Annotated in this window: 22 protein-coding genes and 1 pseudogene; 7 read left to right on the forward strand and 16 right to left on the reverse strand. The window is 71.3% G+C overall.

What is annotated here, in order from left to right; translation table 11 throughout:
- Nucleotides 1-16: 16 nt before the first annotated feature.
- From acnA to HD593_RS26610, 10 genes are read right to left on the reverse strand one after another with little or no spacing between them, the layout of a single operon-like run.
- Complete coding sequence (gene acnA, locus HD593_RS26565) at nucleotides 17-2,572, reverse strand: aconitate hydratase AcnA (protein ID WP_379536215.1); 2,556 nt, start codon at nucleotides 2,570-2,572, stop codon at nucleotides 17-19.
- Nucleotides 2,569-2,874: a putative quinol monooxygenase gene (locus HD593_RS26570; protein WP_185104800.1), complete on the reverse strand. Its 306-nt coding sequence runs from the start codon at nucleotides 2,872-2,874 to the stop codon at nucleotides 2,569-2,571. The genes acnA and HD593_RS26570 overlap by 4 nt, the downstream gene beginning before the upstream one ends.
- Nucleotides 2,862-3,917, reverse strand: a complete 1,056-nt coding sequence (locus tag HD593_RS26575; RefSeq protein ID WP_185104801.1) for an Ldh family oxidoreductase — start codon at nucleotides 3,915-3,917, stop codon at nucleotides 2,862-2,864. Before HD593_RS26575 ends, HD593_RS26570 begins: the two co-directional genes overlap by 13 nt.
- A complete protein-coding gene (gene otnC, locus HD593_RS26580) occupies nucleotides 3,914-4,519 on the reverse strand; it encodes a 3-oxo-tetronate 4-phosphate decarboxylase (protein WP_185104802.1) in 606 nt (201 codons plus the stop codon). Before otnC ends, HD593_RS26575 begins: the two co-directional genes overlap by 4 nt.
- Complete coding sequence (otnK, locus tag HD593_RS26585) at nucleotides 4,516-5,733, reverse strand: 3-oxo-tetronate kinase (protein ID WP_185104803.1); 1,218 nt, start codon at nucleotides 5,731-5,733, stop codon at nucleotides 4,516-4,518. Before otnK ends, otnC begins: the two co-directional genes overlap by 4 nt.
- Entirely contained in the window at nucleotides 5,730-6,371 is a 642-nt protein-coding gene (locus HD593_RS26590; RefSeq protein WP_185104804.1) for an aspartate/glutamate racemase family protein, read from the reverse strand. Before HD593_RS26590 ends, otnK begins: the two co-directional genes overlap by 4 nt.
- The gene (locus tag HD593_RS26595) at nucleotides 6,368-7,417 is read right to left on the reverse strand and encodes an isocitrate/isopropylmalate dehydrogenase family protein (RefSeq protein WP_221524975.1); all 1,050 of its coding nucleotides are present in this window, start codon (nucleotides 7,415-7,417) and stop codon (nucleotides 6,368-6,370) included. The genes HD593_RS26590 and HD593_RS26595 overlap by 4 nt, the downstream gene beginning before the upstream one ends.
- 29 nt (nucleotides 7,418-7,446) lie before the next feature.
- On the reverse strand, nucleotides 7,447-8,556 hold the full coding sequence (locus tag HD593_RS26600; protein ID WP_185104806.1) for an ABC transporter ATP-binding protein: 1,110 nt from the start codon (nucleotides 8,554-8,556) through the stop codon (nucleotides 7,447-7,449).
- Complete coding sequence (locus HD593_RS26605; protein WP_185104807.1) at nucleotides 8,549-10,300, reverse strand: ABC transporter permease; 1,752 nt, start codon at nucleotides 10,298-10,300, stop codon at nucleotides 8,549-8,551. Before HD593_RS26605 ends, HD593_RS26600 begins: the two co-directional genes overlap by 8 nt.
- A gap of 10 nt (nucleotides 10,301-10,310) precedes the next feature.
- A complete protein-coding gene (locus HD593_RS26610; RefSeq protein ID WP_185104808.1) occupies nucleotides 10,311-11,456 on the reverse strand; it encodes an ABC transporter substrate-binding protein in 1,146 nt (381 codons plus the stop codon).
- Between the two features lie 236 nt (nucleotides 11,457-11,692).
- Here HD593_RS26610 and HD593_RS26615 point away from each other — a divergent pair, with 236 nt between their 5' ends.
- Genes HD593_RS26615 through HD593_RS60415 form a run of 4 tightly spaced genes read left to right on the forward strand, consistent with a single transcriptional unit; the run spans nucleotide 11,693 to nucleotide 14,748 of the window.
- Nucleotides 11,693-12,406, forward strand: coding sequence for a GntR family transcriptional regulator (locus HD593_RS26615; protein WP_185104809.1), 714 nt, complete (start codon nucleotides 11,693-11,695; stop codon nucleotides 12,404-12,406).
- On the forward strand, nucleotides 12,399-13,553 hold the full coding sequence (locus HD593_RS26620) for an MFS transporter (protein ID WP_185104810.1): 1,155 nt from the start codon (nucleotides 12,399-12,401) through the stop codon (nucleotides 13,551-13,553). The genes HD593_RS26615 and HD593_RS26620 overlap by 8 nt, the downstream gene beginning before the upstream one ends.
- An 18-nt stretch (nucleotides 13,554-13,571) precedes the next feature.
- Nucleotides 13,572-14,042, forward strand: a complete 471-nt coding sequence (gene rraA, locus HD593_RS26625; protein WP_185104811.1) for a ribonuclease E activity regulator RraA — start codon at nucleotides 13,572-13,574, stop codon at nucleotides 14,040-14,042.
- Between the two features lie 49 nt (nucleotides 14,043-14,091).
- The gene (locus HD593_RS60415; protein ID WP_221524976.1) at nucleotides 14,092-14,748 is read left to right on the forward strand and encodes a molybdopterin-dependent oxidoreductase; all 657 of its coding nucleotides are present in this window, start codon (nucleotides 14,092-14,094) and stop codon (nucleotides 14,746-14,748) included.
- 412 nt (nucleotides 14,749-15,160) lie between these two features.
- On the opposite strand, the pseudogene HD593_RS63590 reads toward HD593_RS60415, so the two are convergent.
- The 4 genes and pseudogenes from HD593_RS63590 to HD593_RS26650 all read right to left on the reverse strand — a co-directional run.
- A pseudogene (locus HD593_RS63590) lies at nucleotides 15,161-15,382 on the reverse strand (transposase); the annotation flags it as partial.
- Nucleotides 15,383-15,415: 33 nt separating this feature from the next.
- Complete coding sequence (locus HD593_RS26640; RefSeq protein WP_312903715.1) at nucleotides 15,416-16,312, reverse strand: CPBP family intramembrane glutamic endopeptidase; 897 nt, start codon at nucleotides 16,310-16,312, stop codon at nucleotides 15,416-15,418.
- A 321-nt stretch (nucleotides 16,313-16,633) separates the two neighbouring features.
- Nucleotides 16,634-17,527, reverse strand: coding sequence for a TIGR03564 family F420-dependent LLM class oxidoreductase (locus tag HD593_RS26645; protein WP_185104813.1), 894 nt, complete (start codon nucleotides 17,525-17,527; stop codon nucleotides 16,634-16,636).
- A gap of 347 nt (nucleotides 17,528-17,874) precedes the next feature.
- On the reverse strand, nucleotides 17,875-19,431 hold the full coding sequence (locus HD593_RS26650; RefSeq protein ID WP_185104814.1) for an alpha/beta hydrolase: 1,557 nt from the start codon (nucleotides 19,429-19,431) through the stop codon (nucleotides 17,875-17,877).
- A 189-nt stretch (nucleotides 19,432-19,620) separates the two neighbouring features.
- On the opposite strand from HD593_RS26650, the gene HD593_RS26655 reads away from it, so the two are divergent.
- Nucleotides 19,621-20,796 (forward strand): sensor histidine kinase, encoded by a 1,176-nt coding sequence (locus HD593_RS26655; RefSeq protein WP_185104815.1) that lies wholly within the window; start codon nucleotides 19,621-19,623, stop codon nucleotides 20,794-20,796.
- Nucleotides 20,793-21,464, forward strand: coding sequence for a response regulator (locus tag HD593_RS26660; RefSeq protein ID WP_185104816.1), 672 nt, complete (start codon nucleotides 20,793-20,795; stop codon nucleotides 21,462-21,464). The genes HD593_RS26655 and HD593_RS26660 overlap by 4 nt, the downstream gene beginning before the upstream one ends.
- Nucleotides 21,465-21,637: 173 nt before the next feature.
- On the opposite strand, the gene HD593_RS26665 is transcribed toward HD593_RS26660, so the two are convergent.
- Complete coding sequence (locus tag HD593_RS26665) at nucleotides 21,638-21,820, reverse strand: tyrosine-type recombinase/integrase (protein ID WP_185104817.1); 183 nt, start codon at nucleotides 21,818-21,820, stop codon at nucleotides 21,638-21,640.
- Between the two features lie 45 nt (nucleotides 21,821-21,865).
- Here HD593_RS26665 and HD593_RS61805 point away from each other — a divergent pair, with 45 nt between their 5' ends.
- Nucleotides 21,866-22,066 carry a hypothetical protein gene (locus tag HD593_RS61805; RefSeq protein WP_246546737.1) on the forward strand — a complete coding sequence of 67 codons (201 nt, stop codon included), beginning with the start codon at nucleotides 21,866-21,868 and terminating at the stop codon, nucleotides 22,064-22,066.
- Between the two features lie 133 nt (nucleotides 22,067-22,199).
- On the opposite strand, the gene HD593_RS61810 is transcribed toward HD593_RS61805, so the two are convergent.
- Complete coding sequence (locus tag HD593_RS61810) at nucleotides 22,200-22,502, reverse strand: hypothetical protein (protein WP_246546738.1); 303 nt, start codon at nucleotides 22,500-22,502, stop codon at nucleotides 22,200-22,202.
- Nucleotides 22,503-22,607: the final 105 nt, after the last annotated feature.

The following is a 22,607-nucleotide window of genomic DNA, read 5'->3' on the forward strand; positions in this document are numbered from 1 at the left end:
CAACGCGCTGCCAGGCTCAGTCTGCAAGCAGGTGGCGCAGGACGTAGGGCATGATGCCGCCGTGCCGGTAGTAGGCGGCCTCGCGCGGCGTGTCGAGGCGGGGACGAACCTCGAAGGTGGTGGCGTCGGCGGTCACGGTCAGGGTCGGAGGGATGTCCGGCCCGGTGAGGCCGGTGACGGTGATGGTCTCGTGGCCGGTGAGGCCGAGCTCGTCGGGGCCCTGGCCGGGCAGGAACTGCAGCGGCAGGATGCCCATGCCGACGAGGTTCGAGCGGTGGATGCGTTCGAAGGACCTGGCGAGGACGGCTTTCACGCCGAGCAGGGCGGGCCCCTTGGCGGCCCAGTCGCGGGAGGAGCCGGCGCCGTAGCCGTCGCCGGCCAGGACGACGGCGGGCACCGAGGCGGCCTGGTAGGCGCGGGCGGCCTCGTAGACGGTGACGATGCGGCCGCCGTCGAGGAGGTTCGGGGTGAGGCCGCCCTCGGTGCCGGGGGCGAGGTGGTTGCGCAGGCGGACGTTGGCGAAGGCGCCGCGCATCATCACCTCGTGGTTGCCGCGGCGGGAGGCGTAGGTGTTGAGCTGGTGGCGGGGCACGCCGAGGCCGGTCAGGTACTGGCCGGCGGGGCTGGACGGCGGGATGGCGCCCGGTGGTGAGATGTGGTCGGTGGTGATGAAGTCGCCGAGCTTGACCAGGACGCGGGCGCCGGTGATGTCGGCGAGGGGCGGCGGCTCGGGTGACATCCCGTCGAGGTAGGGGGCGCGCCGCACGTACGTGGAGCCGGGGTCCCACGGGTAGGTGGCCGAGCCGGAGACGTCGAGGCGCTGCCAGCGTTCGTCGCCGTCGAAGACGTCGGCGTAGGCGCGGGCGAACATCTCCGGGCGGATCACCTCGTCGATGACGGCGCGCACCTCGTCGGGCGCGGGCCACAGGTCGCGCAGATACACGGGCCGCCCGTCGGGGTCCGTGCCGAGAGGCTCGGTGGTGAGGTCGATGTCCACGGTGCCGGCCAGGGCGTAGGCGACGACCAGCGGCGGGGAGGCGAGGTAGTTGGAGCGGACCTCGGGCTGGATGCGGCCCTCGAAGTTGCGGTTGCCCGACAGCACGGCGGCGACGTCGAGGTCGTGCTCGGCGACGGCCCGCGACACCTCGTCGATGAGCGGGCCGGAGGCGCCGATGCAGGTCATGCAGCCGAATCCGGCCAGCGTGAAGCCGAGCCGCTCCAGGAAAGGGGTCAGCCCGGCCTGGCCGTAGTAATCCATGACGACGCGGGAACCGGGGGACAGGGTGGTCTTCACCCAGGGCTTGGCCCGCAGCCCGCGCTCGGCGGCTCTCTTGGCGAGCAGCCCGGCGGCGATCATGACGGACGGGTTGGAGGTGTTGGTGCAGGAGGTGATGGCGGCGATGGCGACGGCGCCGTGCCCGATCTCCTGGTCCGGCGGGACGGGCGGGCGCTCCTGCTCGCGAAAGCCCGCCTTGACGCCGTCCAGGGGGATGCGGTCCTGCGGGCGTCGCGGGCCCGCGACGGAGGGGACGACGGTGGCCAGGTCGAGGTCGAGGTCGTCGGTGTACGACGGCGGCGCGCCGGGGTCGTGCCACAGCCCCTGCGCCTTGGCGTACGCCTCGACCAGGTCGGCGTGCTCGTCGGAGCGGCCGGTGAAGCGCAGGTAGCGGATGGTCTCGGCGTCGATGGGGAACAGCGCGGCGGTCGAGCCGAACTCGGGGCTCATGTTGGACAGCGTCACCCGGTCGGTGACCGGCAGCGCGGTGACGCCCGGCCCGTGGAACTCCACGATCTTGCCGACGACGCCATGCGCGCGCAGCCGTTCGGTGAGGGTGAGCACGAGGTCGGTCGCGGTGGCGGCGACCGGCAGCTCGCCGTGCAGCCGCACGCCGATCACGTCGGGGACGAGGATGGAGACCGACTGGCCGAGCATGGCGGCCTCGGCCTCGATGCCGCCGATGCCCCAGCCGAGCGTGCCGAGCCCGTTGACCATGGTGGTGTGCGAGTCGGTGCCGAGACACAGGTCGGGGTAGGCCTCGTCGCCGTCGCGCATGACCACGCGGGCCAGGTGCTCGACGTTGATCTGATGCATGATGCCCTTGCCCGGCGGCACCACGGTGAAGCCGCGCAGCGACGCCTGCCCCCAGCGCAGGAAGCGGTACCGTTCGGCGTTGCGCTCGTACTCCAGCTCGGCGTTGCGAGCCGGCGCGTCCGGGCGGCCGAACACGTCGGCGATGATCGAGTGGTCCACGACCAGCTCGGCCGGGATGGCCGGGTTGACGCGCTCCGGGTCGCCGCCGAGCGCGGCCATGGCGTCGCGCATGGCGGCCAGGTCGGCGAGCGCGGGCACGCCGTTGGTGTCGTGCAGGAACACGCGGGCGGGATGCAGCTCCACAGCCTCGGTCCGGTCGCCGTGCGGCTGCCATCCGGCCAGCGCCGCCACCTGGCCGGCGGGGGCGCCGTGACGGAGCAGGTTCTCCAGCATGATGCGCAGGCTGTACGGCAGGCGGGCGGGTGCGGCCACGGGGTGGATGCGGTAGCGGCGGGCGCCAACGGTGAGAAAGTCGGTCACGAATCCTGCCCTTGCAACGAGACGGGATGGCAGAAGGTGTTGCGGTGCTCGGTCACGCACTCCTCGGCGACCCGGCGCCAGGCGGCGTAGTGCGGCGCGGCGCGGTGCTCGGTGAAGAAGGCGGCCTGGTCGCGGTAGATCTCGTACAGGATGAACCGGTGCGGGTCCTCCTCGCTGCGCAGCACGTCGAAGCGGAGGCAGCCGGGCTCCTGCCTGCTGGCGCGGGCGTTGGTCTCGATGCCCTGGCGGAAGGCGTCGAGGCGGCCGGGCCGTACCTGGAGGTGGACGATCACGACGAACATGCGCTCATCCACTCCGGCCGCGCGAGCTCGCACGTGTCGGCCAGCCGTTCGAGGCTGCTCAGCGTCCTGTCGGGCAGGCGTACGCCGGTGAGGGCCGTCGCGGCGGCGTTGCGGTCCTCGATCTCGCCGGGGTAGAAGATCTCGTCGTAGCCGGGTGCGAGTGGCACGGCCTTGGTGCGGTCGATGAGGTCGTCGAGCCGGCGGGCGTAGTCGGCCGGGTCGGCCACGGCGTCCAGGCGGAGCGCGAGCAGCAGGTGGCCGCAGCCGCTGCGCCGGTCCGGCACGTACGGGCCGGCCACGCCGGTGGCGTACGAGCTGCCGGTCAGCACGCCGGACAGCACGTCCATCATGAACGAGATGCCGTACCCCTTGTGCCCGGCCATGGGCAGGATGAGCCCGTCGATGGCCTCGCGCGGGTCGGTGGTGGGGGAGCCGTCCGCCGCCTGGGCCCAGCCCTCGGGGATGGGCTCCCCGCGTTCCCGGGCGGCGTAGATCTTGCCCCGGGCGACCGTGGTGTTGGCGATGTCGAGCACGACCGGGCCGCGCACGCCACCGGGCACCGCGATCGACCACGGGTTGGCGCCGACGCTCTTCTCCCGGCCGCCCCACGGGGCCATGGCGGGGCTGCCGTTGGTGGTCAGCAGGGCGACGCAGCCCTCGGCGGCGATCATGCGGGTGAAGTAGGCGGCCGTGCCGAAGTGGTTGCTGTTCCGGACGGCCACCACGCCGGCGCCGTGCTCGCCCGCCCTGCGTACGGCGTCGCGGGCCGCGTACGCGGTGACGACCTGGCCCACGCCGTCCTGGCCGTCGAGCACGGCGACCGCGCCGCCGTCGAGCACGGTCGCCACGTCGGTCACCGCGCGCATGACGCCGGAGCGCAGCCGGGCGGCGTACCACTCCAGGCGCAGCATCCCGTGCGAGGGATGCCCCCACGCGTCGGCCGTGACCAGGCTGTCGGCCACCAGCCGCGCGTCGGGCGCGGGGACACCCAGCGAGGTCAGGACCGCGGCCCCGAACGAGATCAGTTCGGACGGTGGGATCACGACAGGCTCCTGACCTGGTCGGGGGTGAGCGGCCGGGTGGGGCGGTCGCGCAGCAGCAGCCACAGCCGCGCCGTCTCCTCCAGCTCCTCGATCGCGTCGGCGGCGGCGGCGAGGTCGGCGCCGGCGACGATCGGGCCGTGGTTGGCCAGCAGCAGGGCGTGCGCGGTGCGGGCGGCGCGCTCGGCGATCGGGCCCAGGGCGGGGTCGCCGGGCGCGTGGTAGGGCAGCAGCGGCAGCCGCCCGACGCGCATCACGTAGTAGGCGGTCAGCGGCGGCAGCACGTCGTCGGGATCGAGGCCGTCGTGACAGGACACGGCGACGGCGTGGGTGCTGTGCAGGTGGACGACCGCGCCGGCGTCCGGGCGGGCGCGGTAGAGGGCGGCATGCAGGAACGCCTCCTTCGACGGGCGCGGCCCGTCCAGGTGCTCCCCCGTCAGGGCGACCAGCGCCAGCTCGCCGACCGCGCCGAGCGAGCCGCCGGTGGGGGTGATGAGGAAACCGTCGCCGGTGCGGGCGCTGACGTTGCCGGTACGGCCGTGGGTGAGCCGCCGCCGGAACAGGGACGCGCTCAGCTCGGCGATCTGGTGCGCCAGGTCGGTCATGGCGTCTCCGTGGCTCGGACGAGGAGGTCGGGGCGGCCGAAGTTGCCGGACTTGAGCAGCAGTGCCAAGGCCGGGACGCCGGTGGTGAGGAGCCACGGGACACCGCGGTCCGCCTCCTCGCCGACGACCGCGCCGGACACGCCGAGGGCGTTCACCACCGCGCCGGAGGTCTCGCCGCCGGCCACGACGATGCGGCGCGCGCCCAGCTCGGCCGCGCGGACCGCGACGGCGGCCAGCGCTCGTTCCACGAACGCCGCCGCCCCGGGGGAGCGCTCCTCCGGCGGCGCGGAGGAATAGATCATCACTCGTTCCTCCTCGGCGAAGCGGTCCTCCAGCCACTCCAGCGCCTCGGCCGGCGCGCTGTCGTGGGCGGCGAGCCGGTGGGCGGGCATGCTCGCCCGCGCCAGCGCCACCTGCTCCAGCGTGGCCGCCGAACAACTGCCCGCGAGCACCACGGACGGGCCTGGCGGCAACGCCGGCACGCCACCCCCTGCGAGCAGGTCCACGCCGGTGAGGCCCCCGGCCGCGCGCGCCAGACCCGAGGCGCCCGTGATCACGGACAGCTGCGTGGTGGCACCGGCGACGACGGCGAGGTGGCCGTCGTGCACGGCGTCGATCACCGCGTGACGCACGCCGCGCGCCTCCAGTTCCGCCAGCGCGGTCCGCACGGCCTCCACGCCGCGTTCCACCGTCTGCAGCGGGACCAGGGCGACCTCGTTCGGAGTCTGCCGGGCCAGGACGCGGACCAGGTCGGGGTCGGTCATCGGGGTGAGCGGGTGGTGCCGCATCGGCGAGTCCGACAGCAGCCGATCGCCGACGAACAGATGCCCCTGGTAGACGGTGCGGCCGTGCTCCGGAGAAGCAGGGCACACGACCGTCAGCCGGGCCCCGGCCGCCTCGGCCAGCGCGTCGGCGACCGGGCCGATGTTGCCCTGGTCGGTGGAGTCGAACGTGGAACAGTACTTGAAATACAGACGCCGGACCCCCTGGCCGGTCAGCCAGTCCTGCACGGCGCGCGAGGCGGTGACCGCCTCGCCGGACGGCACCGAGCGGGTCTTGAGCGCGACGACCACCGCGTCGCTGTCGGGGACGACCGTCCCGGCCCGCGGCGGTCCGAAGAGCAGGACCGTCCGCAACCCCGACCGCCGGAAGGCGGCGGCGACATCGGTGCCGCCGGTGTAGTCGTCGGCCACGCAGCCGAGCACCGGGCTCATGCCAGCGCCTTGCGCAGCGCCGTTGCCGCCGCGAGCGGCGGGCTCAGCACCGGCACGCCGAGCCGCTCGCCGAGCTCGGCGTGGACCGCGCTGATCGAGTACTGCCCGAGCAGCACCAGGTCCACCTCGTCGAGGGTGGGAGCGGCGGCCCGCGCGAGCGCGTCCGTCAGATCCGGCCAGTCGTGGGCGGCGGCCGCGGCGGCGGCGCCCGGTGCCGCGACCGCACGTACCTCGACGCCGTCCGCCACGTCCTGGAGCCGCCGGGCCGAGTCCGCCGCCGCCGACTCCAGCGAGCCGAGCACCAGGACCGTGCCGGGCCGGCGGCAGGCGACGTCGGCGAACATGGCCTCGTCCGAACCCGTGACCGGAACGTCGTACAGCCGCCGCGCCAGCTTCGCGGCGGGCCCGTACATGGAGCAGGACAGCAGCACCGCGTCGGCGCCGCCGCGGACCGCGTAGTCGATGAGGGAGAGCATGCGGCGCATCAGCGCGGGCGTCATGCCGCCCGCCGCGTCGGCCTCGGCGACGAGCCGGTCATCCATGAGATGCCAGGCGACGGCCTCCGGGAACCCTTCGGCGAGCCCGTCGGTGGCCGGCTGCACCGAGGCGGGGGTGGCGTTGACGACCGCGACCCTCATCGCTTCACCGCGGCGGCGACGGCCTCGGCGAACGCGCGCGTGCTCGCCGTGCCGCCCATGTCGCGGGTACGGGTCCCGCCCCGCACGGTGCCGGCGACCGCCGTCTCGATCAGCGTCGCGGCCCGGGCCAGGGCTGGGTCCTGGTGGCGGGCGCCGAGCCAGTCGAGCAGCATGGCGCTGGAGAGGATCATCGCGATCGGGTTGGCCAGGTCGCGCCCGGCGATGTCGGGGGCGGAGCCGTGGGCGGCCTGGGCCATGGCGCGTTCGTGGGAGGCGTTGATGGACGGGGCGATGCCGAGCGATCCGGCGAGCTCCCCGGTCAGGTCGGACAGGATGTCGCCGAACATGTTCTCGGTGACGATGACGTCGAAGTCGTTCGCGCGCCGCACCAGGTGCACGGTCATCGCGTCGATGTGGAAGTCGTCCACGGCCACGTCCGGGTATCGGGCGGCGACCTCGCGGCAGACGTCGCGGAACAGGCCGGTGGTGAGCTTCAGCACGTTCGCCTTGTGCACGATGGTGAGCTTGCCGCGGCGGCGGGTGGCCAGCTCGAACGCCTCGACGGCGATCCGCTCGACGGCGGGGCGGGTGATGATGCCCATGGCGATGGCCACGTCGGGGGTGGGCATGAATTCGCCGGTGCCCTTGTAGGTGCTGCGGTCGGCGTAGAAGCCTTGCGTGTTCTCGCGGACGATGACCAGGTCGGTGCCGGGGACGACGGCGTCGGCTCCGTCGAACGACTTGGCGGGGCGGATGTTGGCGAACAGGTCGAAGTGCTTGCGGATGGTGCCGCTGGGATTGAGCGTGGAGCGGTGCGGCTCGGGGTAGGCGGCGCTGTCGTGCGGGCCGAGCAGCCACGCGTCCAGCTCTCCCAGCGCGGTCAGCGTCGATTCCGGTACGGCCACGCCGTGCGTGTCGATGGCCGAGGCGCCCAGCGGCAGGTTCACCCACTCGACGGGGGCGGCGCCCGCCGCGGCCAGCGCGGCGTCCACGACCAGAACGGACGCGGGGACGATCTCGGGGCCGATGCCGTCGCCTTCGAGCACGCCAAGACGGTAGGAAGTCACAGAGGTCCTCACTGTGTGATGGTGATGAGCGCTTCGACGTCCTCGTGCAGGGCGTCGGTGGTCGGGTAGAGCAGGCAGGCGGAGGGCTCGGCGACGAGGGTGACCTCGCCGGTCAGCCCGGGGCGGGTGGTCTCGGCCTGGATCACGTGGTCGCCCAGGCGCAGGTCGTACTCGTAGCGGGAGCCGACGTAGGAGCTGGTGAGCACCTCGGCGGTGAGCACGTTCGCGCCGGCGGCGGCGCTGCGGCCGGCGGGGAGGATCTCCAGCTGTTCCGGCCGGACGGCCACGGTGACGCCAGTGCCGGTGCCGGCGGTCCCGGCGGGGACGGTGATGGTCTGGCCCGTGCAGTCCAGCCGTACCTCGGCGGGGCCGGTCATGACGCCGGGCAGGAAGTTGCACCGGCCGACGAAGGCGGCGACCTCGACGGTCGCGGGCGTCTCGTAGATCTCCGTCGGGGTGCCGATCTGCACCATGTCGCCCCTGGACATCACGGCGATGCGGTCGCTCAGGGCCAGGGCCTCGTCCTGGTCGTGGGTGACGTACACGGTGGTGATGCCGAGCTCGGTCTGCAGCCGCTTGAGCCAGGCGCGGGCCTGGTCGCGCAGCTTGGCGTCCAGGTTGGACAGCGGCTCGTCGAGCAGGAGCACGCTGGGGGAGTAGACCAGGGCGCGGGCCAGGGCGACGCGCTGCTGCTGGCCCCCGGAGAGCTGGTGGGGGTAGCGGTCCTTCAGCTCGGCCAGCCCCACCTTGTCCAGGGCCTCGGTGATGAGCGTGTCCTGCTCGCGCCGGTCGACCTTACGGATCTTGAGGGGCATGGCGAGGTTCTGGGCGACGGTCATGTGCGGCCACAGCGCGTACGACTGGAAGACCATGCCGAGGTTGCGGCCCTCGGGAGGCACGAACGTGCCGGCGTCGACGAACGTGGCGTCGCCGACGGAGATGCTGCCGCCGGTGGGCCGTTCCAGGCCGGCGATGCAGGCCAGGGTGGTGGACTTGCCGCAGCCGCTGGGGCCGAGCAGGGTGAAGAACTCGCCGTCGGCGATGGTGAAGCTGATGTCGCGCAGGACGGCGTTGTCCCCGAACTGCTTGGACAGGTGGGCGACCTTGACCTCAGGCATCCTTGTCACGTCCCTTGAGAAGTAGTCCGGCGAGCCCGACGAAGGTCGCCGTGATGGCGATCTGCAGGCTGGCCAGCGCGGCCACGGAGCCGGTGTTGCCCTGCACCCACAGTTCGAGCATGGTCGTGCCGATGATGTTGGAGTCGGCCGAGGCGAGGAACACCGCGGGGGAGTACTCCTTCAGCAGCGTCACGAACGTCAGGATCAGCGCGCCGGCGAAGGCGGGCCGCACCAACGCCGCGAGGATGCGGGTGAACGTGCGCACCCAGTCGGCCCCCGACACCCGGGCGGCGTTGTCCAGCTCGCGCCCGATCTGCATGACCGACGGCGCGATGGAGCCGAATCCGCTGGGCAGCGCGCGCAGCCCGAACCCGATGATCAGCGCCCACAGCGTGCCCTGGATGAGGGAACCGAGGCCGAAGGGAGCGAAGGCGAGCGCCCAGAACAGGCCGATGCCGACGATGATTCCGGGCATCGCCTGCGGGGCGAGCGCCAGGTACTCGACCGCCCGGTGGAAGCGGAAGTCCGACCGCCGGGCCACCATGACCGCCAGGAGTGACAGCACGCTGACCAGGACCGCGCCGATCGCGGCGACCAGGAGGCTGTTGACGATCGACTGCACGTACACGGGGTAGGTGAAGATGCGCTCGTAGTTGTCGCCGGTGAGGGTCTTGAACGGCGACTGCAGCGGCGTGAACACCTGCGTGAACGAGCGGAACACCAGCCCGCCGATGGGGATCAGGGCGCCCATCACGACGTAGAGGGCGATGGCCGCGACGCTGATCCACTTCAGCCACCCCAGGTCCAGCGGGCGGGGCCGGGTGGCCTTGCCGCGTACGGAGACGAACCGCTGCGCGTTCTTCAGCAGCTTGGCCTGCAACGCGACCAGGCTGACGGTGACCAGCAGGATGATCGCCGAGGCCGCGCCGAGCACGCCGTAGTCCGGGTTGATCGACTGCAGGCCGTTGCGGTACAGGAACGTGGAGAAGACGTCGATGCCGACCGGCTGCCCGAACAGCAGCGGCACGCTCAGCGTCTCGACCGACATGCTGATCACCAGGATCGAGGCGTAGACGACGGGCGGGCGCAGCAGCGGCAGGACCACCGAGCGCAGGATGCGCAGCGGCCCGGCCCCGCACACCCGCGCGGCGGCCTCCAGCGACGCGTCGCTCTGGCGCAGCGCGTTGGCGCAGAAGGTGTAGACGATGGGGGCCAGGGCCACCGCTTCGGTGAGGGCCATGCCGGGGATCGAGTAGAGGTTCCACGGCAGGAAGCCGAGCAGGCGGCGCACCTCGACGCTGACGAAGCCCGCCGGGCCGTACATGGTGATCCAGCCGAAGCCGAGGATGAGCGAGGAGATGAAGAACGGCCACTGCATGGCGGCGGCGAAGAGCCGCCCGCCGGGCAGCTTCGTGCGCACCACGACCACGGCCATCGGCACCGCGATCAGCAGGCTGAGCACGGTCGTCAGACCCGCGAACAGCGCCGTGTTGAGCACGACCCGGCCGAAGCCCGCCTCGGTGAACAGCCGTACGTAGTTGTCCACGCCGAGGACGCCGCCGGCCTCGTAGAGGGGGCGGTCCAGGAAGGACTGGTAGAGCGTCGGCACGACCGGCGCCAGCACCAGGACGGCCAGCAGGAGCAGCACGGTGTACTGCAGCCAGCTCTCCCGGCTCAGCCCCAGCGGCCTGCGGTAGCGCGGTGGCGGATGCACCGGGCGGCGCGGCGGGGACAGGGTGGTCATCGCGTTCCTCTCAGCGGCCGAGCAGGCCGTTCCACTTGTCGGTGAAGGACTTGACCTCGGCGTCGGGGACCTTCTCGTACTTCGCCAGGATCACGTTGTCCTGGCCCACGGCCTTCACCAGCTCCTGGTAGGTGTGCAGCCCTTCGGCGGCCGGCACGTCGTCCCGGTAGGAGGTCAGGCCGCCCTCGGCCACCGCCCGCTGCCCCTCCTGCGACAGGACGAAGTCCACGAACAGCTTCGACGTGGCCGGGTGCGGCGCCTTGGCGGCGATGCCGATGCCGCGCGGCAGCGCGACCGTGCCGTCGTCGAGGAAGGAGATCGCCAGCAGGCCGCCGCTCTTCTCGACCACCGGGTACGCCGGGGCGGCGCTGACGAAGAAGCCGGCCACGTACTCACCCGAGGTGATCTTCTCCAGCTGGGTGCCGGACGAGGTCTCCGGCCTGGCCAGGGGGAGCACCGACTGCAGCGAGGTCCAGGAGTCCGGGCGGGCGGCGGCGAAGGCGTGCGAGACGGTGAAGCCGAACGCGCCGCCCACGTCCCTCGTGGTGATCTTGCTCTTGTACTGGGCGGGGTCCTTGGCCAGGATCGCGGCCAGGCTCTTCAGGCCGGTCGGCTTCTCGGGCAGCAGCGAGGTGTTGTACGCGATCGACAGCGGGTCGATCGACATGGCGTACACGTGGGGCATCAGCTCGCCGAAGCCGGGCAGCTTGTCCTTCTCCGGCGAGGCGTACTCCATCAGCGTGCCCTGCCTGGCCCCGAAGTCGGCCCACGCCTGGGCCGCGTTCGACACCACCAGGTCGGCCGGCGAGCTACCCGTGGCCTGCTCGCTGAGCACTCGCTGGAACACCTCGTCGCTGTCCAGGTTGTTGGCCGCGATCTTCGTCACCCACGGGTACTTCTTGCTGAAGTCGCGGAAGATCGGCGCCCAGTTCTCCTGGTCGGTGTTGGAGTAGATGGTGAGAGTGCCGCCCTCCTTCTTGGACGCCTCGATGAGCTGGGAGTAGTCGGCCGGGTAGTACGACGGGGCCTGTCCCGTCGCGATCTGGTTCGGCGGCGGTTCCTTCGCCGCCTCGCCACCACCGCCACATGCCGTGAGCAGGCCGAGAGCGAGTACGGCGGCGCCAAGGGCGCGGAGAGGGGGGTGGAAGGTGATCATGTGCTTCCTCCTAGACCAGGCACGGCGACCAGCCGCTGCCTGCGATGTCGCACACTCTGCTTCGTTATAACCTATGTCGTCAACCCCCCGTTTCCGGAATGTAACGCTGTTAGCCTGCTGGATGCCTTATAGCGTGCTCAGGGAAAGATAGGCGACAAGGTTGGCAGGTCCGGCACTTGCGGACAAGGCGGGATAGCGGTGTACGTTATAACGGTCACCGATGAGACAGGACAGCGATGAGCGAATCAGCGGGCGAGATCTACACCACCAAAGCGGATTTCGCCTACCTCCGCGTCAAGGAGCTCGTCCTGTCCGGCGCGCTGCTTCCCGGCTCGGTCATCGCGCAGGCGCAGCTCGCCCGCGAGATCGGGATCAGCACCACCCCGCTGCGCGAGGCGCTGCGCCGGCTCAAGAGCGAGGGGCTGGTCGAGCTGGACGCCCACCGCGACGCCCGCGTCGCGCCCCTGGCCGCCGAGGAGGCCCGCGACCTGCTGGAGCTGCGCCGCAGCCTCGACCCGCTCGCCGTCGCGCTGGCCGCCGAGCGCCGTACCAAGGCCGACATCGCCGCCATGCGGTCCGCCCTCGACGGCCTCAAACCGCTGCCGGGCAACCCCGCGTACGAGCAACTGGTCGCGCACCGCAAGTTCCACACGGCCCTCTACACCGCCTCGCACAACGACCTGCTCATCCAGACCCTCGACGGCCTGTGGGACAAGGCCGACCGCTACCGCCGCCTGGCCCTGGAGGTCGAGCGCGGCCAGGCGGCCCGCGACCGCAAGGCCGCCGAGCACGAGGCCCTGCTGGAGTACGTCATCGCGGGCGACGCCGACTCGGCCGCCGCCGTCATGCGCGAGCACATCGACACCAGCCTCGGCGCCCAGGCCGCCTGGCGGCTGCGCAAGCATCACCCCGCGGAGGACTCCGCCGTCGAGGGCGAGGCCGATGCCTGAATTCCGGCATCGGCATGCCGTTCTGCTGGCTCACGCCGCCGGCACCCAGATCGTCACGTTCGTGCTGCGCCCCACCATGTCCTACCGGGCGATCGAGCTGGACGTGCCGCCCGCCTGGCTCGGCGTGCTCGGCGCCAGTTTCGCCCTCGCGCCGCTGCTGCTGGCCCTGCCCGCCGGGCACGCGGCCGACCGCTACGGCGAGCGTCGCATGGCCGTGGCGGGCGCGCTCTTCCTGACCGCCGCCGCGATCGCCTTCACCACGATCGGCCACACCGTCGCCGGTCTGGTCGCGGCAGGGATCCTGCTCGGCACCGGGCATCTGGGCAGCGTCATCGCGCAGCAGGCGCTGGTCGCCAACACCACCGAACGCGGCCGCCATGACACCGCCTTCGGCCACTACACCTTCGCCGCCTCCCTCGGCCAGGCCGCCGGCCCGCTGCTGATCGCCGCGTTCGGCGGCCAGGCCGCCATCCCCGACACCGGCAGCATCTTTGCCGCCTCCTGTGGCCTGTCCCTGCTGCTCCTTGCGCTGTCGGCCCTGCTCCCGAACCACCCGACCGGCCGCGCCGAAGCCGACGGCGGCGACCTGCGGGCGCTGCTGCGGCTACCCGGGCTCGCGCACGCCCTGCTGACGAGCTGCGTGGTGCTGGCCGCGGTCGACATCACCCTGGCCTACCTGCCCGCGCTCGGCGCCGAACTCGGGCTGACCGCGAGCGCCGTGGGTCTCCTGCTCACACTCCGCGGGCTCGCCTCCATGACCTCGCGCTTCTTCCTCGGTCGCCTCGCCCGCGCCGTGGGCCGGCGCCGGCTGCTGGTCGTCAGCACCCTGGGGGCGGCCGCCGGCATGCTGCTCACACCGGTACCCATGCCCCTGTGGCTGCTGGCGGCACTGCTCGTCGTCGTGGGCTTCGGCCTCGGCGTCGGGCAGCCGCTGACGATGTCCTGGCTGGCCGAATCGGCACCCGAGGGCATGCGCGGCCGCGCCATGTCACTGCGCCTGGTCGGCAACCGCACGGGCCAGCTTTTCATCCCGGGGGCGGCCGGCCTCATGGCGGCCGGGCTCGGCACTGGCGGCGTTCTGTTCGTGACTGCGATCACCCTTGGCTGGGCCGGCATTGCGGCCCGGAGGCTACCCGTCGATCCCTAGAAAGGGTTCTCCACCATCATGACCATCGTCACTGCCGACCTGTACGACGAGCGCGGCGACCAGCTTGACTCCTGCGACCTGCAACTGCGCCAGTACGGCGGACGCCACGCCTTCGCCGGCCCCGTCGTGACCGTCCTGTGCCACGAGGACAACGCCCTGCTCAAGTCGATCCTCGCCGAGCCGGGCGAGGGCCGGGTGCTGGTCGTGGACGGCGGCGGCTCCCTGCACACCGCGCTCATGGGCGACGTCATCGCCGGCCTGGCCGTCTCGAACGGCTGGGCCGGCGTGGTGATCAACGGCGCGGTCCGCGACGTCGCCGCCCTCCGCGAGCTGGACCTGGGTATCAAGGCGCTCGGCTCCAACCCCCGCAAGAGCGGCAAGCAGGGCACCGGCGAACGCGACGTCCCGGTGACCTTCGGGGGCGTCACCTTCCACCCGGGCGCCGAGCTGTTCTCCGACGACGACGGGATCCTCGTCACCCGGCGATGACCGGCCGGCGCGGCCGACGAGTCATGCGTGAGTCAGGCACTGTGGCGCCATGGGGGTGTCGTCGACGCCGACCACGGCGAGGCGCCCGGGGACGGCGCGGTCGAGGGGCCGCGGCGGCCGCGAGCACCGGGCCGCCATAGCCGAGGCAGGTCCCGACAGCGTGGCGGCGATCTCCTCGGCCCGGGCCACCAACGGGGAGAACCACCTGATCCAGAAGTTCATGAGAGTCGTCGTCGGCACCAACAACGTCGACAACTGCTCGCGCCTGTGCCACTCGCCGTCGGCCGCGGGGCTCACCACCGCCTTCGGCCTGGCGGGCGGCACCGACGGCTGGGAGGACGTGGAGCAGGCCGACTGCCTGCTCGTGGTAGGCGCCAACCCGGTCGAGGCGCACCCGATCGTCGGCGCGCGCCTGCTCCAGCGGGTGCTGCTCGCGGAGGGCCTGATCGACGAGGAGTTCCTGCGGCTGCGCGCCAGGCTCCCGGACGGCGTGGTCCGCGCTCGACCGTGCGGCCGGGTACGCCGGCCGCAGAGGGCTTGCGCTGCGGATCGTGCACGTCCGCGAGCCCTGGTGCGCCGAACATCCGCCGGACGCCACCCAGCGAGCACGACACTCCCTGCGCCTCACCCCACCTGCGCGGGCATGACGGCGGTGATCACGAAGAGACGGCTGACAGGCTCGGCCGCCTGTCCGCACTCGCCGTAGTGGGCCAGTCTGGCGTGGAGCTCGTCACGTCCTCATGCTCGCTCTCGTGCCATGGGACTGGCTCGCTGAGGACTACGGCGTGCAACCGATAATCACCAAAGGTGATCGCCAGCATCCAGGTGGAGGAAAAGCTCGCGGCTGGCAGCGGCGAGTGACCGGGGTGGTCAAGTAGATGATCAGCCATTGCTCAAGGCGCCGAGCTGTCGGTCAACCAGGTCGCCGAGCGTGTCGGCCTCAGCCAGTCCGCCGCCGCCCAGCAACTCGGCTGCTTCACCGCGGGGTCAACGCTGTGTGATACGTTCCTCGACCTGCATAAGATCTCCGCCGCGCCGATCCCCGGTTCACCCGCACGAACGCTCGAACAGCTGCAAGATCGTATTGCGTCCGCCGGTGACTGCTCCGCAGATCAACTCTGACAGTCATTCGGACCAGCCCCCGCCGTGCCCGAGTACTGCCGCTGCACCCCGGTCGAGGGGTTCCCCTCTTGATGAAATCCGGTCTCGTCCACGATCAGCACCCCGCCCGGACCGCCCAGCTGCTCGACCACGTGATCCCGCGGGTCCACGCGGGCTTCCCGAGGATCCCACCGCACGTTGTTCAGCCGCCGCTGCACCCGATGCGGCTGCGCATCACCCAGCGTCGGCTCCGGCGGCCGGCATCGTTGGGGTCAGGTGGAGAGCTTGGCGCGGTGCGGGCGAGGCCGGATCTGGCCGGTGCGGGCGGCCCGCCGCAGCAGGAGGATCGTGGGCACCATGCAGATCAGCAGTGCGAAAAGGCTGGCCTCGGGGCCGAAGGCGCCGCCGGTCAGTGCGGATGGGCCGGACAGCGTGACGTTCAGCAGGCCCTCGGACGGTACGGCCGATCCGGAGACCGTGACACCGAAGATCCCGGCTTGGGCGAAATTCCAGGCGAAGTGCAGCCCGATGGGCAGCCACAGCGAGCGGGTCGCGATGTAGGCGGCGGCCAGCATGACTCCGGCCGTCAAGGCGATCGCGAACGCACCCCACAGGGTGGCGTTGGCGTTGACCAGGTGCATCGCACCGAACAGCAGCCCGGATACGACCAGGGCGATCACCGTTCCGGTACGTTCCTCCATGATGCGGAACACCACTCCGCGGAACAGCAGTTCTTCGGTGACGGCGACGCTCGCCATCAGGCCCGCGGTGCCGAGGAAGCCGCCGACGGAACCCCAGGAGACCTGCTGCCAGCCGCCGAACACCGCGATCAGCGCCATCAACCCGGCGAACATGCCGAGCCCGATCAGCGTCCCGCGCCGCAGCTGGGACCATCGTCCCGTCTCGCCGAGTTCGGGGGTGTCCGGGCGGAGCTCGACGGCCCGGCACAACCAGCGGTAGCAGGTCAGAGCGGCGATGGCCAGGCCGACCCCCACGGGCAGGGCAAGGATCGGTACGGGCAGGACGAGTTGGGTGATCCCGCCCGCCACCACCATCACACCGAATAACGCGATCAGCAGGACGGGGAACCGGAACCTGCGCAACCGGCCGCGGCCCGTCGTGGAGCCGGCTTGCGGGAGGATATTTTCCGGGTGCTCCGGAGACGTCACGATCGTCATCCTTTCGATTGAGTTTCCGCGGTGTTTTCCGCGGCTTGGAGACGAGGGATCAGAGCCAGGCGTGCCATCCCCCTGGAACGGACATCGCGATGGCTCTCACGGGGGATGGATGATCTCGCGCGAAGTGGGACGTCCGGCCTCGGCGTCGCGATCGCCCTTCCTGGGGATCTCCGCCGTGCATGCTGGGGCCCAGGGGAAGAGATGTTCCTGATGGTGATGAAGAACTGTCACCCCGTGGATGAGTACCACCCGCGTCCAGCTCGGGTGTACCGTACTCCCGCTCGGACCTGCACCGTTCTGGTCAGGCCGGTCCTACCCCGCGAGGTCGGCCAGGAGTGCGGTGCTCCGGGTCTGTTCGTCCTCTGATCCGAGAAGCATCACCACGAGCTCCGTGGCACCGGCATCGAACAGCCGGCGGACCTGCCGCTCGACGACAATCTCATCACCGATGACGACCGTGTCCTGAGGGCCTGCGGCGCGACCTCGGTCGAGCACGGCGCGGTAGCTGGGCAACTGCGCGACCATCCCGAAATTCTCAGCGACCCAGTGCCTGCGATCGTCCTCGTGCGAGGTGACGCAGACGACCGTGGAAGCGACCACACGTGGTGTACGCCGGCCCGCCGCCCGGGTGATCGCAGGAACGACGTGGTCGGAGAGAGCCGCGGCATTGGCCCACGTCGTGATGGTTCCATCGGCCAACTCTCCGGCCACCCGCAACATTGCCGGGCCGAGTGCGCCGACAAGCACGGACGGCCGCGCCGCTGCCGCGATGTCGACCGCGCCCGCGGCCTGGAGTGTCTCGCCCTTGTACGTCACGGTCTCGCCCTTCAGCAGCGGAACCAGCGCGGACAGGTACTCGCGGAGGTGACGGACAGGGCGGTCGAAGGAGAGGCCGTACTGCTCTTCGATGATGTGCCGGTGGCTGACACCAAGCCCCAGGCTGAGCCGGCCGCCAACCGCCTCCTGGACCGTCAGCGCCTGCGCCGCAAGGGCCAGCGGATGCCGGGGGTAGCTCGGCACCACCGCCGTACCGAGCTCGATGCCGGACACCTGGCGCCCTGCCACCGCCAGTGTGGTCAGCGCGTCCCTGCCGTCGCGCTGGCCCAGCCACACGCCGGCGAAGCCCGCCGTGGCCGCAGCGCGAGACTGATCGACGATCACGTCCAGGGACGGCCCCTTCTCATCTACGAACAATCCGATGCGCATCGAAATCTCCTCAAGATCAACAGTGGGCGTACGTTCGAACTGCGATGAGCCAGGAAGCACTCAGACGGGCATCCCACCGCGACATCGGCGACGAAGGCACCCGCGCCGATCAGCGCGGACAGCGTACGCGGCGGCGGCAGCACCGACCTCGAACCGTCCGGGCCGAGCCGCTTGAGTCTCGCCGCCCGGCCTTTGGGGAAGGCGCGGTGGGCGATCAGTTCCGTCTGAGCGGGGATCTCGCCCTGGACAGTGTCCGTCTCGGACGTGACTCTCACGAGGATTCCCTATCCAGATCACCTTTGAGGTCAGGTCCTGGATGGTTGATGACCATGCTGACGGCATGACGGTCAGGGGCGGGGGCCGTCGCAGGAGAGGTCCTTACCCGGCAGGGTTCCCTTCGTCAGGAACGCGACGGTGGCCTTGTCGGCGCAGGTCGAGCCGGTGCCGTAGACGTAGTGACCGCCGTTGTCGACCCCGACGAAGCCGGCGCGACCCCCCAGCGCCTCGCGCATCCCCCGGCCCGCGGCCCATGGTGTGGCGTTGTCGCGGCGGTTCTGCAGGATCAGGACGTTACGCGGACCGTGCGAGGTGACCTTGACCAGCGGCTCGACCGGCTTCGTGGACCAGAACGCGCACGACCGGATGTTGTTGGGCATGCCGGCGCTCAGCGGGTACTCCGCACGGGCGGCCGAGGTGGCCTCGGCGTAGGAGTCCACGTCGTGCGACCAGGTGGTGTCCCCGCACATCAGGGCCAGAGCCATGGTGACCTGGTTGTCCGCCGGCACGCCCGGCTCGGCCGCAGTGTCGGCGAGGATCTGCTTGAGCACGGCGACGCCCGCGTCCGTCGGGGCCTTGCCGGCGGACAGGTCGGCCGCCGCCTTCCAGAACTGGGTGAGCGGGGCGAGCGTTTCGTTGTGCAGCAGCATCTGGTAGGTGATGGCGCGCAGCAGCGCGCCGTTGATGACCGCCGGCGTGCCCGGAACCGCGGCCGGTTTCCGGTCGAGGCGGTCGGCCAGCGTGAGGAAGGTGTCGGTGACCTCGTCGACGGTGCCGCCCAGCCCGAGCTCGGTGTCGTTCGAGGCGGCGACGCGGGCGGCGTCCGGGAACCGGTCGTTCATGCCCTGGTTCCAGGTGTTCAGCATCTTCGCCCACGCCTTGGCCGGGTCGACGTTGCTCTCCAGCACCATCCGGTCGGTCTTGCGGGGGAACAGCGAGGTGTAGACCGCGCCGAGGTAGGTGCCGAAGGACTGGCCCCAGTAGGAGATCTTCCGCGCGCCGAGTGCCTGGCGGATGCGATCCATGTCGCGGGCGGTGTTCGCGGTGTTGAAGAAGCGGAGCTTGTCACCGATCGTGGCGCACTGCTTGGCGACGGCGCGCGCGGCGGTGGCGCTGCCCTCGATCGAGCCGCCGGCGCCAGGGTAGGGGAACACGCTGAGGAAGCTGGAGTCAGTCAGACCGCAGCTCATCGGGGTACTGTGGCCGACGCCGCGTGGGTCGAACCCGATCAGGTCGTAGGAGTCCAGCACCCCCTTCGGGAGCGTGAGTGCCATCTGGCCGGGCATGTCCAGGCCCCCCAGTCCCGGGCCGCCCGGGTTGAACAGCAGGTCGCCGCGCTTCTTGCCGGGCTTGGCGGTGGCGATCCTGGAGACCGCGACGGTGATGGTCTCTCCGCCGGGGCGGCGGTAGTCCAGAGGCACCTTGACCGTGCCGCAGGTTTGCCCGGGGTTCCGTTTGGCGCCCGGTGCGAGTTCCGGGCACTCACCCCACTTGATCGAAGTCTGGACGTGACCGGCGGTCGCCACGGCCCTGGCGTCGGCCGGCTGCCCGCCGATCACTGCCCCCGTTGCCGCGACCGCGGTCAGGGCGCCGGCGACGGCGACGCGTACGCGGATGGTGTTTCCCATGGTGCTGTCCTCCGAATTACCGGTGTGCCGCGATCTGACTTCGTGGTTGACCGTGGTTGTCAGCCGCTGATGAGAAAGGTAGGAGTGGAGGGCCCTGTCCCGAATCACTGCGTTGCGGACATTCCGTGTAGCTCACATGAGGGACAATCGCGGCAACATCGGGAATCAGAGATCGATAGGCTCTGAGCCATGTCGGGGACCTGGGCCAGCGACCGCTTCCGGAGGCTGCGGGAGGTGTGGCGCGTCTACGACGCCACGGTATGGGACCGGTGGCTGGCCGTCGTGTGCACCGGGCTGGCGTTCGTGCCGGCGCTGTCCATCATGAGCGTCGAGTTCGGAAACCGGTCAGGACGCCCGGCCGACGCGTTCCAGATCGTCCTGATCCTGGCCCAGACGGTGCCTCTGGCCGTGCGCACGCGATGGCCTGCCGCGTGTCTGGCGATCATTGGCACGGCTTTCGTGCTCCACGAGACGCTCGGCTACCCGATGCAGTTCGGCACCGTGACGGTGTACATCGCGCTGTACTCGGTGGGCGCGCACCAGGAGCGATTCCGGCGCGTCATCGCCGTCGTGGCATCGGCCGCGTACGTCGTGCTGTGCGTGGCCATAGTCCTGCTCGGCTCACCGCTGCTGCAGAGCGACTTCCTGATCTTCTACCTGCTTTTCGCCGCGTGCTGGCTGTGCGGCGCCTTCGTACGCGGGCAGCAGTTCCAGGAGGCCGAGCGGCGACGGCTCGCCACCGAGGCCGCGGCCGCCGCAGAGCGGGCGCGCATCGCGCGAGAGCTGCACGACGTGGTGACCCACCACGTCACCGGCATCGTCGTGCAGGCGGACGCCACGCAGTTCGTGGCCACGTCGCCGGAACGCGTGGTCACGGCACTGTCCTCGATCGGCGGCGCCGGCCGCCGAGCCCTGGCCGAGCTGCGGTATCTGCTGGACGTGCTGGAGGCGACCGGAGAGTCGGCCACGCCCGTCGTGGGCAGCGTGCGAGACCTGGTCGAGCAGACCCGGAGCGGCGGCCAGCCGATCGAACTGGTGGAGGACGGCGACCAGCCCCCGCTCCCGGCCGGCATGGGGCTGGCCGTGTACCGGGTGGTGCAGGAGGGCCTGACGAACGCCGTCAAGTACGCCGAAGGCCGCCCCACCACCGTTCGCATCGGCTACCGGGACGACCGCGTGGAGGTCGAGGTGACGAACGCCGCCGCCGCGGTCCCCGTCGGCGCGAGAAGCAGCCTCTCCGGCGGCCGCGGCCTGGCCGGACTGCGCGACCGGATAGGTGCGCTGGGCGGCGCGCTGGCCGCGGGCGAGCAACCGGACGGCGGTTTCCGAGTCTCCGCGTCGATCCCCGTAGGCGGTACCGAATGACCATCCGTGTTGTGATCTGCGAGGACCAGGAGATCGTCCGTACCGGCTACGTGACGGCGTTCGACGCGCAGCCGGACATGGCGGTGGTCGGTGTGGCCGCCGATGGCCCGGCCGCGGTCGAGGCGGTCACCAGCCTGAAGCCCGACGTGGTGGTCATGGACATCCACATGCCGCTGATGGACGGCATCGAGGTGACGAGGCGCATCGCCGGCCCCGGTGTCGTGGCACCGCCGAAGGTACTGGTGGTGACCACGTTCAACGTGGACAAGTACGTCTACGAAGCGCTGCGTGCCGGAGCCAGCGGCTTCCTTCTGAAGGACGCCCCTCTACTGGATCTGATGAACGGCGTCCGCACCGTCGCCCGCGGAGAGGCCCTGCTGTCCCCCACCGTGACCCGTACCCTGATAGGTCGCTTCGCCGACCGCCTCCGCCCGGCCGTCCCCACCCCCGACGAGGACCCGCTGGCCGTCCTGGCTCCCCGCGAACGCGAGGTACTGCGGCTGATCGCCCGTGGCCTCTCCAACGTCGAGATAGCCGCGGAACTGGTCATCAGCTTCGAGACCGTCCGAACCTACGTCTCCCGGATCCTCACCAAGCTGGACCTACGCGACCGCGTCCAAGCCGTGGTCTTCGCCTACCGCACAGGCTTCGCCGACGACGACCGCTGAACCGGCAAGCGCCTTTCCGAACACTGGTCCAGTTCGGCACGCTCGGCTGGGCTCAGGGGAACGGTCTCGTGAGCGCTCATGGGCGGAATGGCAGGCGGCTGCCTGGGCGCGGGCGGGGACGCTGCGAATGGTGGTGTGCGGGTCGGAAGCCTTCGTCCCCTTTGTGGCGGTGATCAGTAGCCGAGGGCGCGGTCGACGCGCGCGGTGATCTCCTCGTCCGAGGCCAGGAAGTACCGCCGGGCGGTGTCCAGGGAGTCGTGTCCGAGCAGCTTGCGGATCTGGTCCAGGTCGGCGCCGTCGTGGCGCAGCCGGGTGGCGTAGGTGTGGCGCAGCTCGTGGGGCCGGGTGCCGGCCAATCCGGTGTCCGGGGGTGCGGCCTGGCCGGCGGTACCCGGGCGGTCTTGGTCTTGATGCGCATGCCGGCGCCGTGCTCGTACAGCGGCTTCACCGCGGCCAGGGCCTGGTTGACGGTGGCAGGCGAGGCGCCGTGCTCCAGCAGCGAGCGGCGCCAGCCGGCCACGGCGGCCTCGGCGCCGAGGTGGTCGAGGAAGGCGTCGGCCTGCTCGGCGGCGTGCGCGGGCTCGGCGAGCCAGGCCAGGTAGGCGCGGGCCTGGCGGCGGTAGGCGGTGACGGTGTTGGCGGCCAGGGCGCACCGGTCCGGGTGGGCCTCCAGGCGGGCCAGCGCCGCGGCGGTGTCGGCGTGCGCCGGGCCACGCGGCGGCAGGATGGTGGCGCTCATGCGTCTTCCGGGTTGAGGCCGGGCACGCTGGCGGCCGGCGTCGCGCTCGCCATGCCGGACGCGTACGCCGTTCCGGACGTGTTCGCCGAGGCGGAGGTGAAGGCGCCGAGGTGGCCGGCGAGCACCGCGGCCAGGATCTGGCTGGGGTGGTGCGGGGAGGAGCCCCGCGGCGTCGAGAAGACCGCCGCGCCGGTGTCGGGCGAGCCGATGTTCGGCACCACGCCGGTCTCCGGGTTCAGGGGGTGGCTGAGCCACATGATCGGCTGGCTGGGCATGGGCCGGTTCCCGGTGTCGCTCATTGACGTATGTGATCGGCATGACCCCCGGCCCGCGCGGGTTTCCTGTCGCCCGAGCCCCGAGCCCCGGGCGCCGGTGAGCGGCTGAAAGCGGGAATCAAGCATGCC

It is taken from the genome of Nonomuraea rubra (assembly GCF_014207985.1).
Taxonomy (GTDB): domain Bacteria; phylum Actinomycetota; class Actinomycetes; order Streptosporangiales; family Streptosporangiaceae; genus Nonomuraea; species Nonomuraea rubra.

Excerpts from the sequence above, each read along its gene's own strand:
- HD593_RS26615 (WP_185104809.1), top strand. The coding sequence starts at position 11,693 with ATGAGCGAATCAGCGGGCGAGATCTACACCACCAAAGCGGATTTCGCC.
- HD593_RS26590 (WP_185104804.1), bottom strand. The coding sequence starts at position 6,371 with ATGAGGGTCGCGGTCGTCAACGCCACCCCCGCCTCGGTGCAGCCGGCC.
- otnK (WP_185104803.1), bottom strand. The coding sequence starts at position 5,733 with ATGAGCCCGGTGCTCGGCTGCGTGGCCGACGACTACACCGGCGGCACC.
- HD593_RS26605 (WP_185104807.1), bottom strand. The coding sequence starts at position 10,300 with ATGACCACCCTGTCCCCGCCGCGCCGCCCGGTGCATCCGCCACCGCGC.
- HD593_RS26660 (WP_185104816.1), top strand. The coding sequence starts at position 20,793 with ATGACCATCCGTGTTGTGATCTGCGAGGACCAGGAGATCGTCCGTACC.
- HD593_RS26655 (WP_185104815.1), top strand. The coding sequence starts at position 19,621 with ATGTCGGGGACCTGGGCCAGCGACCGCTTCCGGAGGCTGCGGGAGGTG.
- HD593_RS61810 (WP_246546738.1), bottom strand. The coding sequence starts at position 22,502 with ATGAGCGACACCGGGAACCGGCCCATGCCCAGCCAGCCGATCATGTGG.
- HD593_RS26610 (WP_185104808.1), bottom strand. The coding sequence starts at position 11,456 with ATGATCACCTTCCACCCCCCTCTCCGCGCCCTTGGCGCCGCCGTACTC.
- HD593_RS26600 (WP_185104806.1), bottom strand. The coding sequence starts at position 8,556 with ATGCCTGAGGTCAAGGTCGCCCACCTGTCCAAGCAGTTCGGGGACAAC.
- HD593_RS26650 (WP_185104814.1), bottom strand. The coding sequence starts at position 19,431 with ATGGGAAACACCATCCGCGTACGCGTCGCCGTCGCCGGCGCCCTGACC.
- HD593_RS26570 (WP_185104800.1), bottom strand. The coding sequence starts at position 2,874 with ATGTTCGTCGTGATCGTCCACCTCCAGGTACGGCCCGGCCGCCTCGAC.
- HD593_RS26645 (WP_185104813.1), bottom strand. The coding sequence starts at position 17,527 with ATGCGCATCGGATTGTTCGTAGATGAGAAGGGGCCGTCCCTGGACGTG.
- otnC (WP_185104802.1), bottom strand. The coding sequence starts at position 4,519 with ATGACCGACCTGGCGCACCAGATCGCCGAGCTGAGCGCGTCCCTGTTC.
- HD593_RS60415 (WP_221524976.1), top strand. The coding sequence starts at position 14,092 with ATGGGGGTGTCGTCGACGCCGACCACGGCGAGGCGCCCGGGGACGGCG.
- rraA (WP_185104811.1), top strand. The coding sequence starts at position 13,572 with ATGACCATCGTCACTGCCGACCTGTACGACGAGCGCGGCGACCAGCTT.
- HD593_RS26620 (WP_185104810.1), top strand. The coding sequence starts at position 12,399 with ATGCCTGAATTCCGGCATCGGCATGCCGTTCTGCTGGCTCACGCCGCC.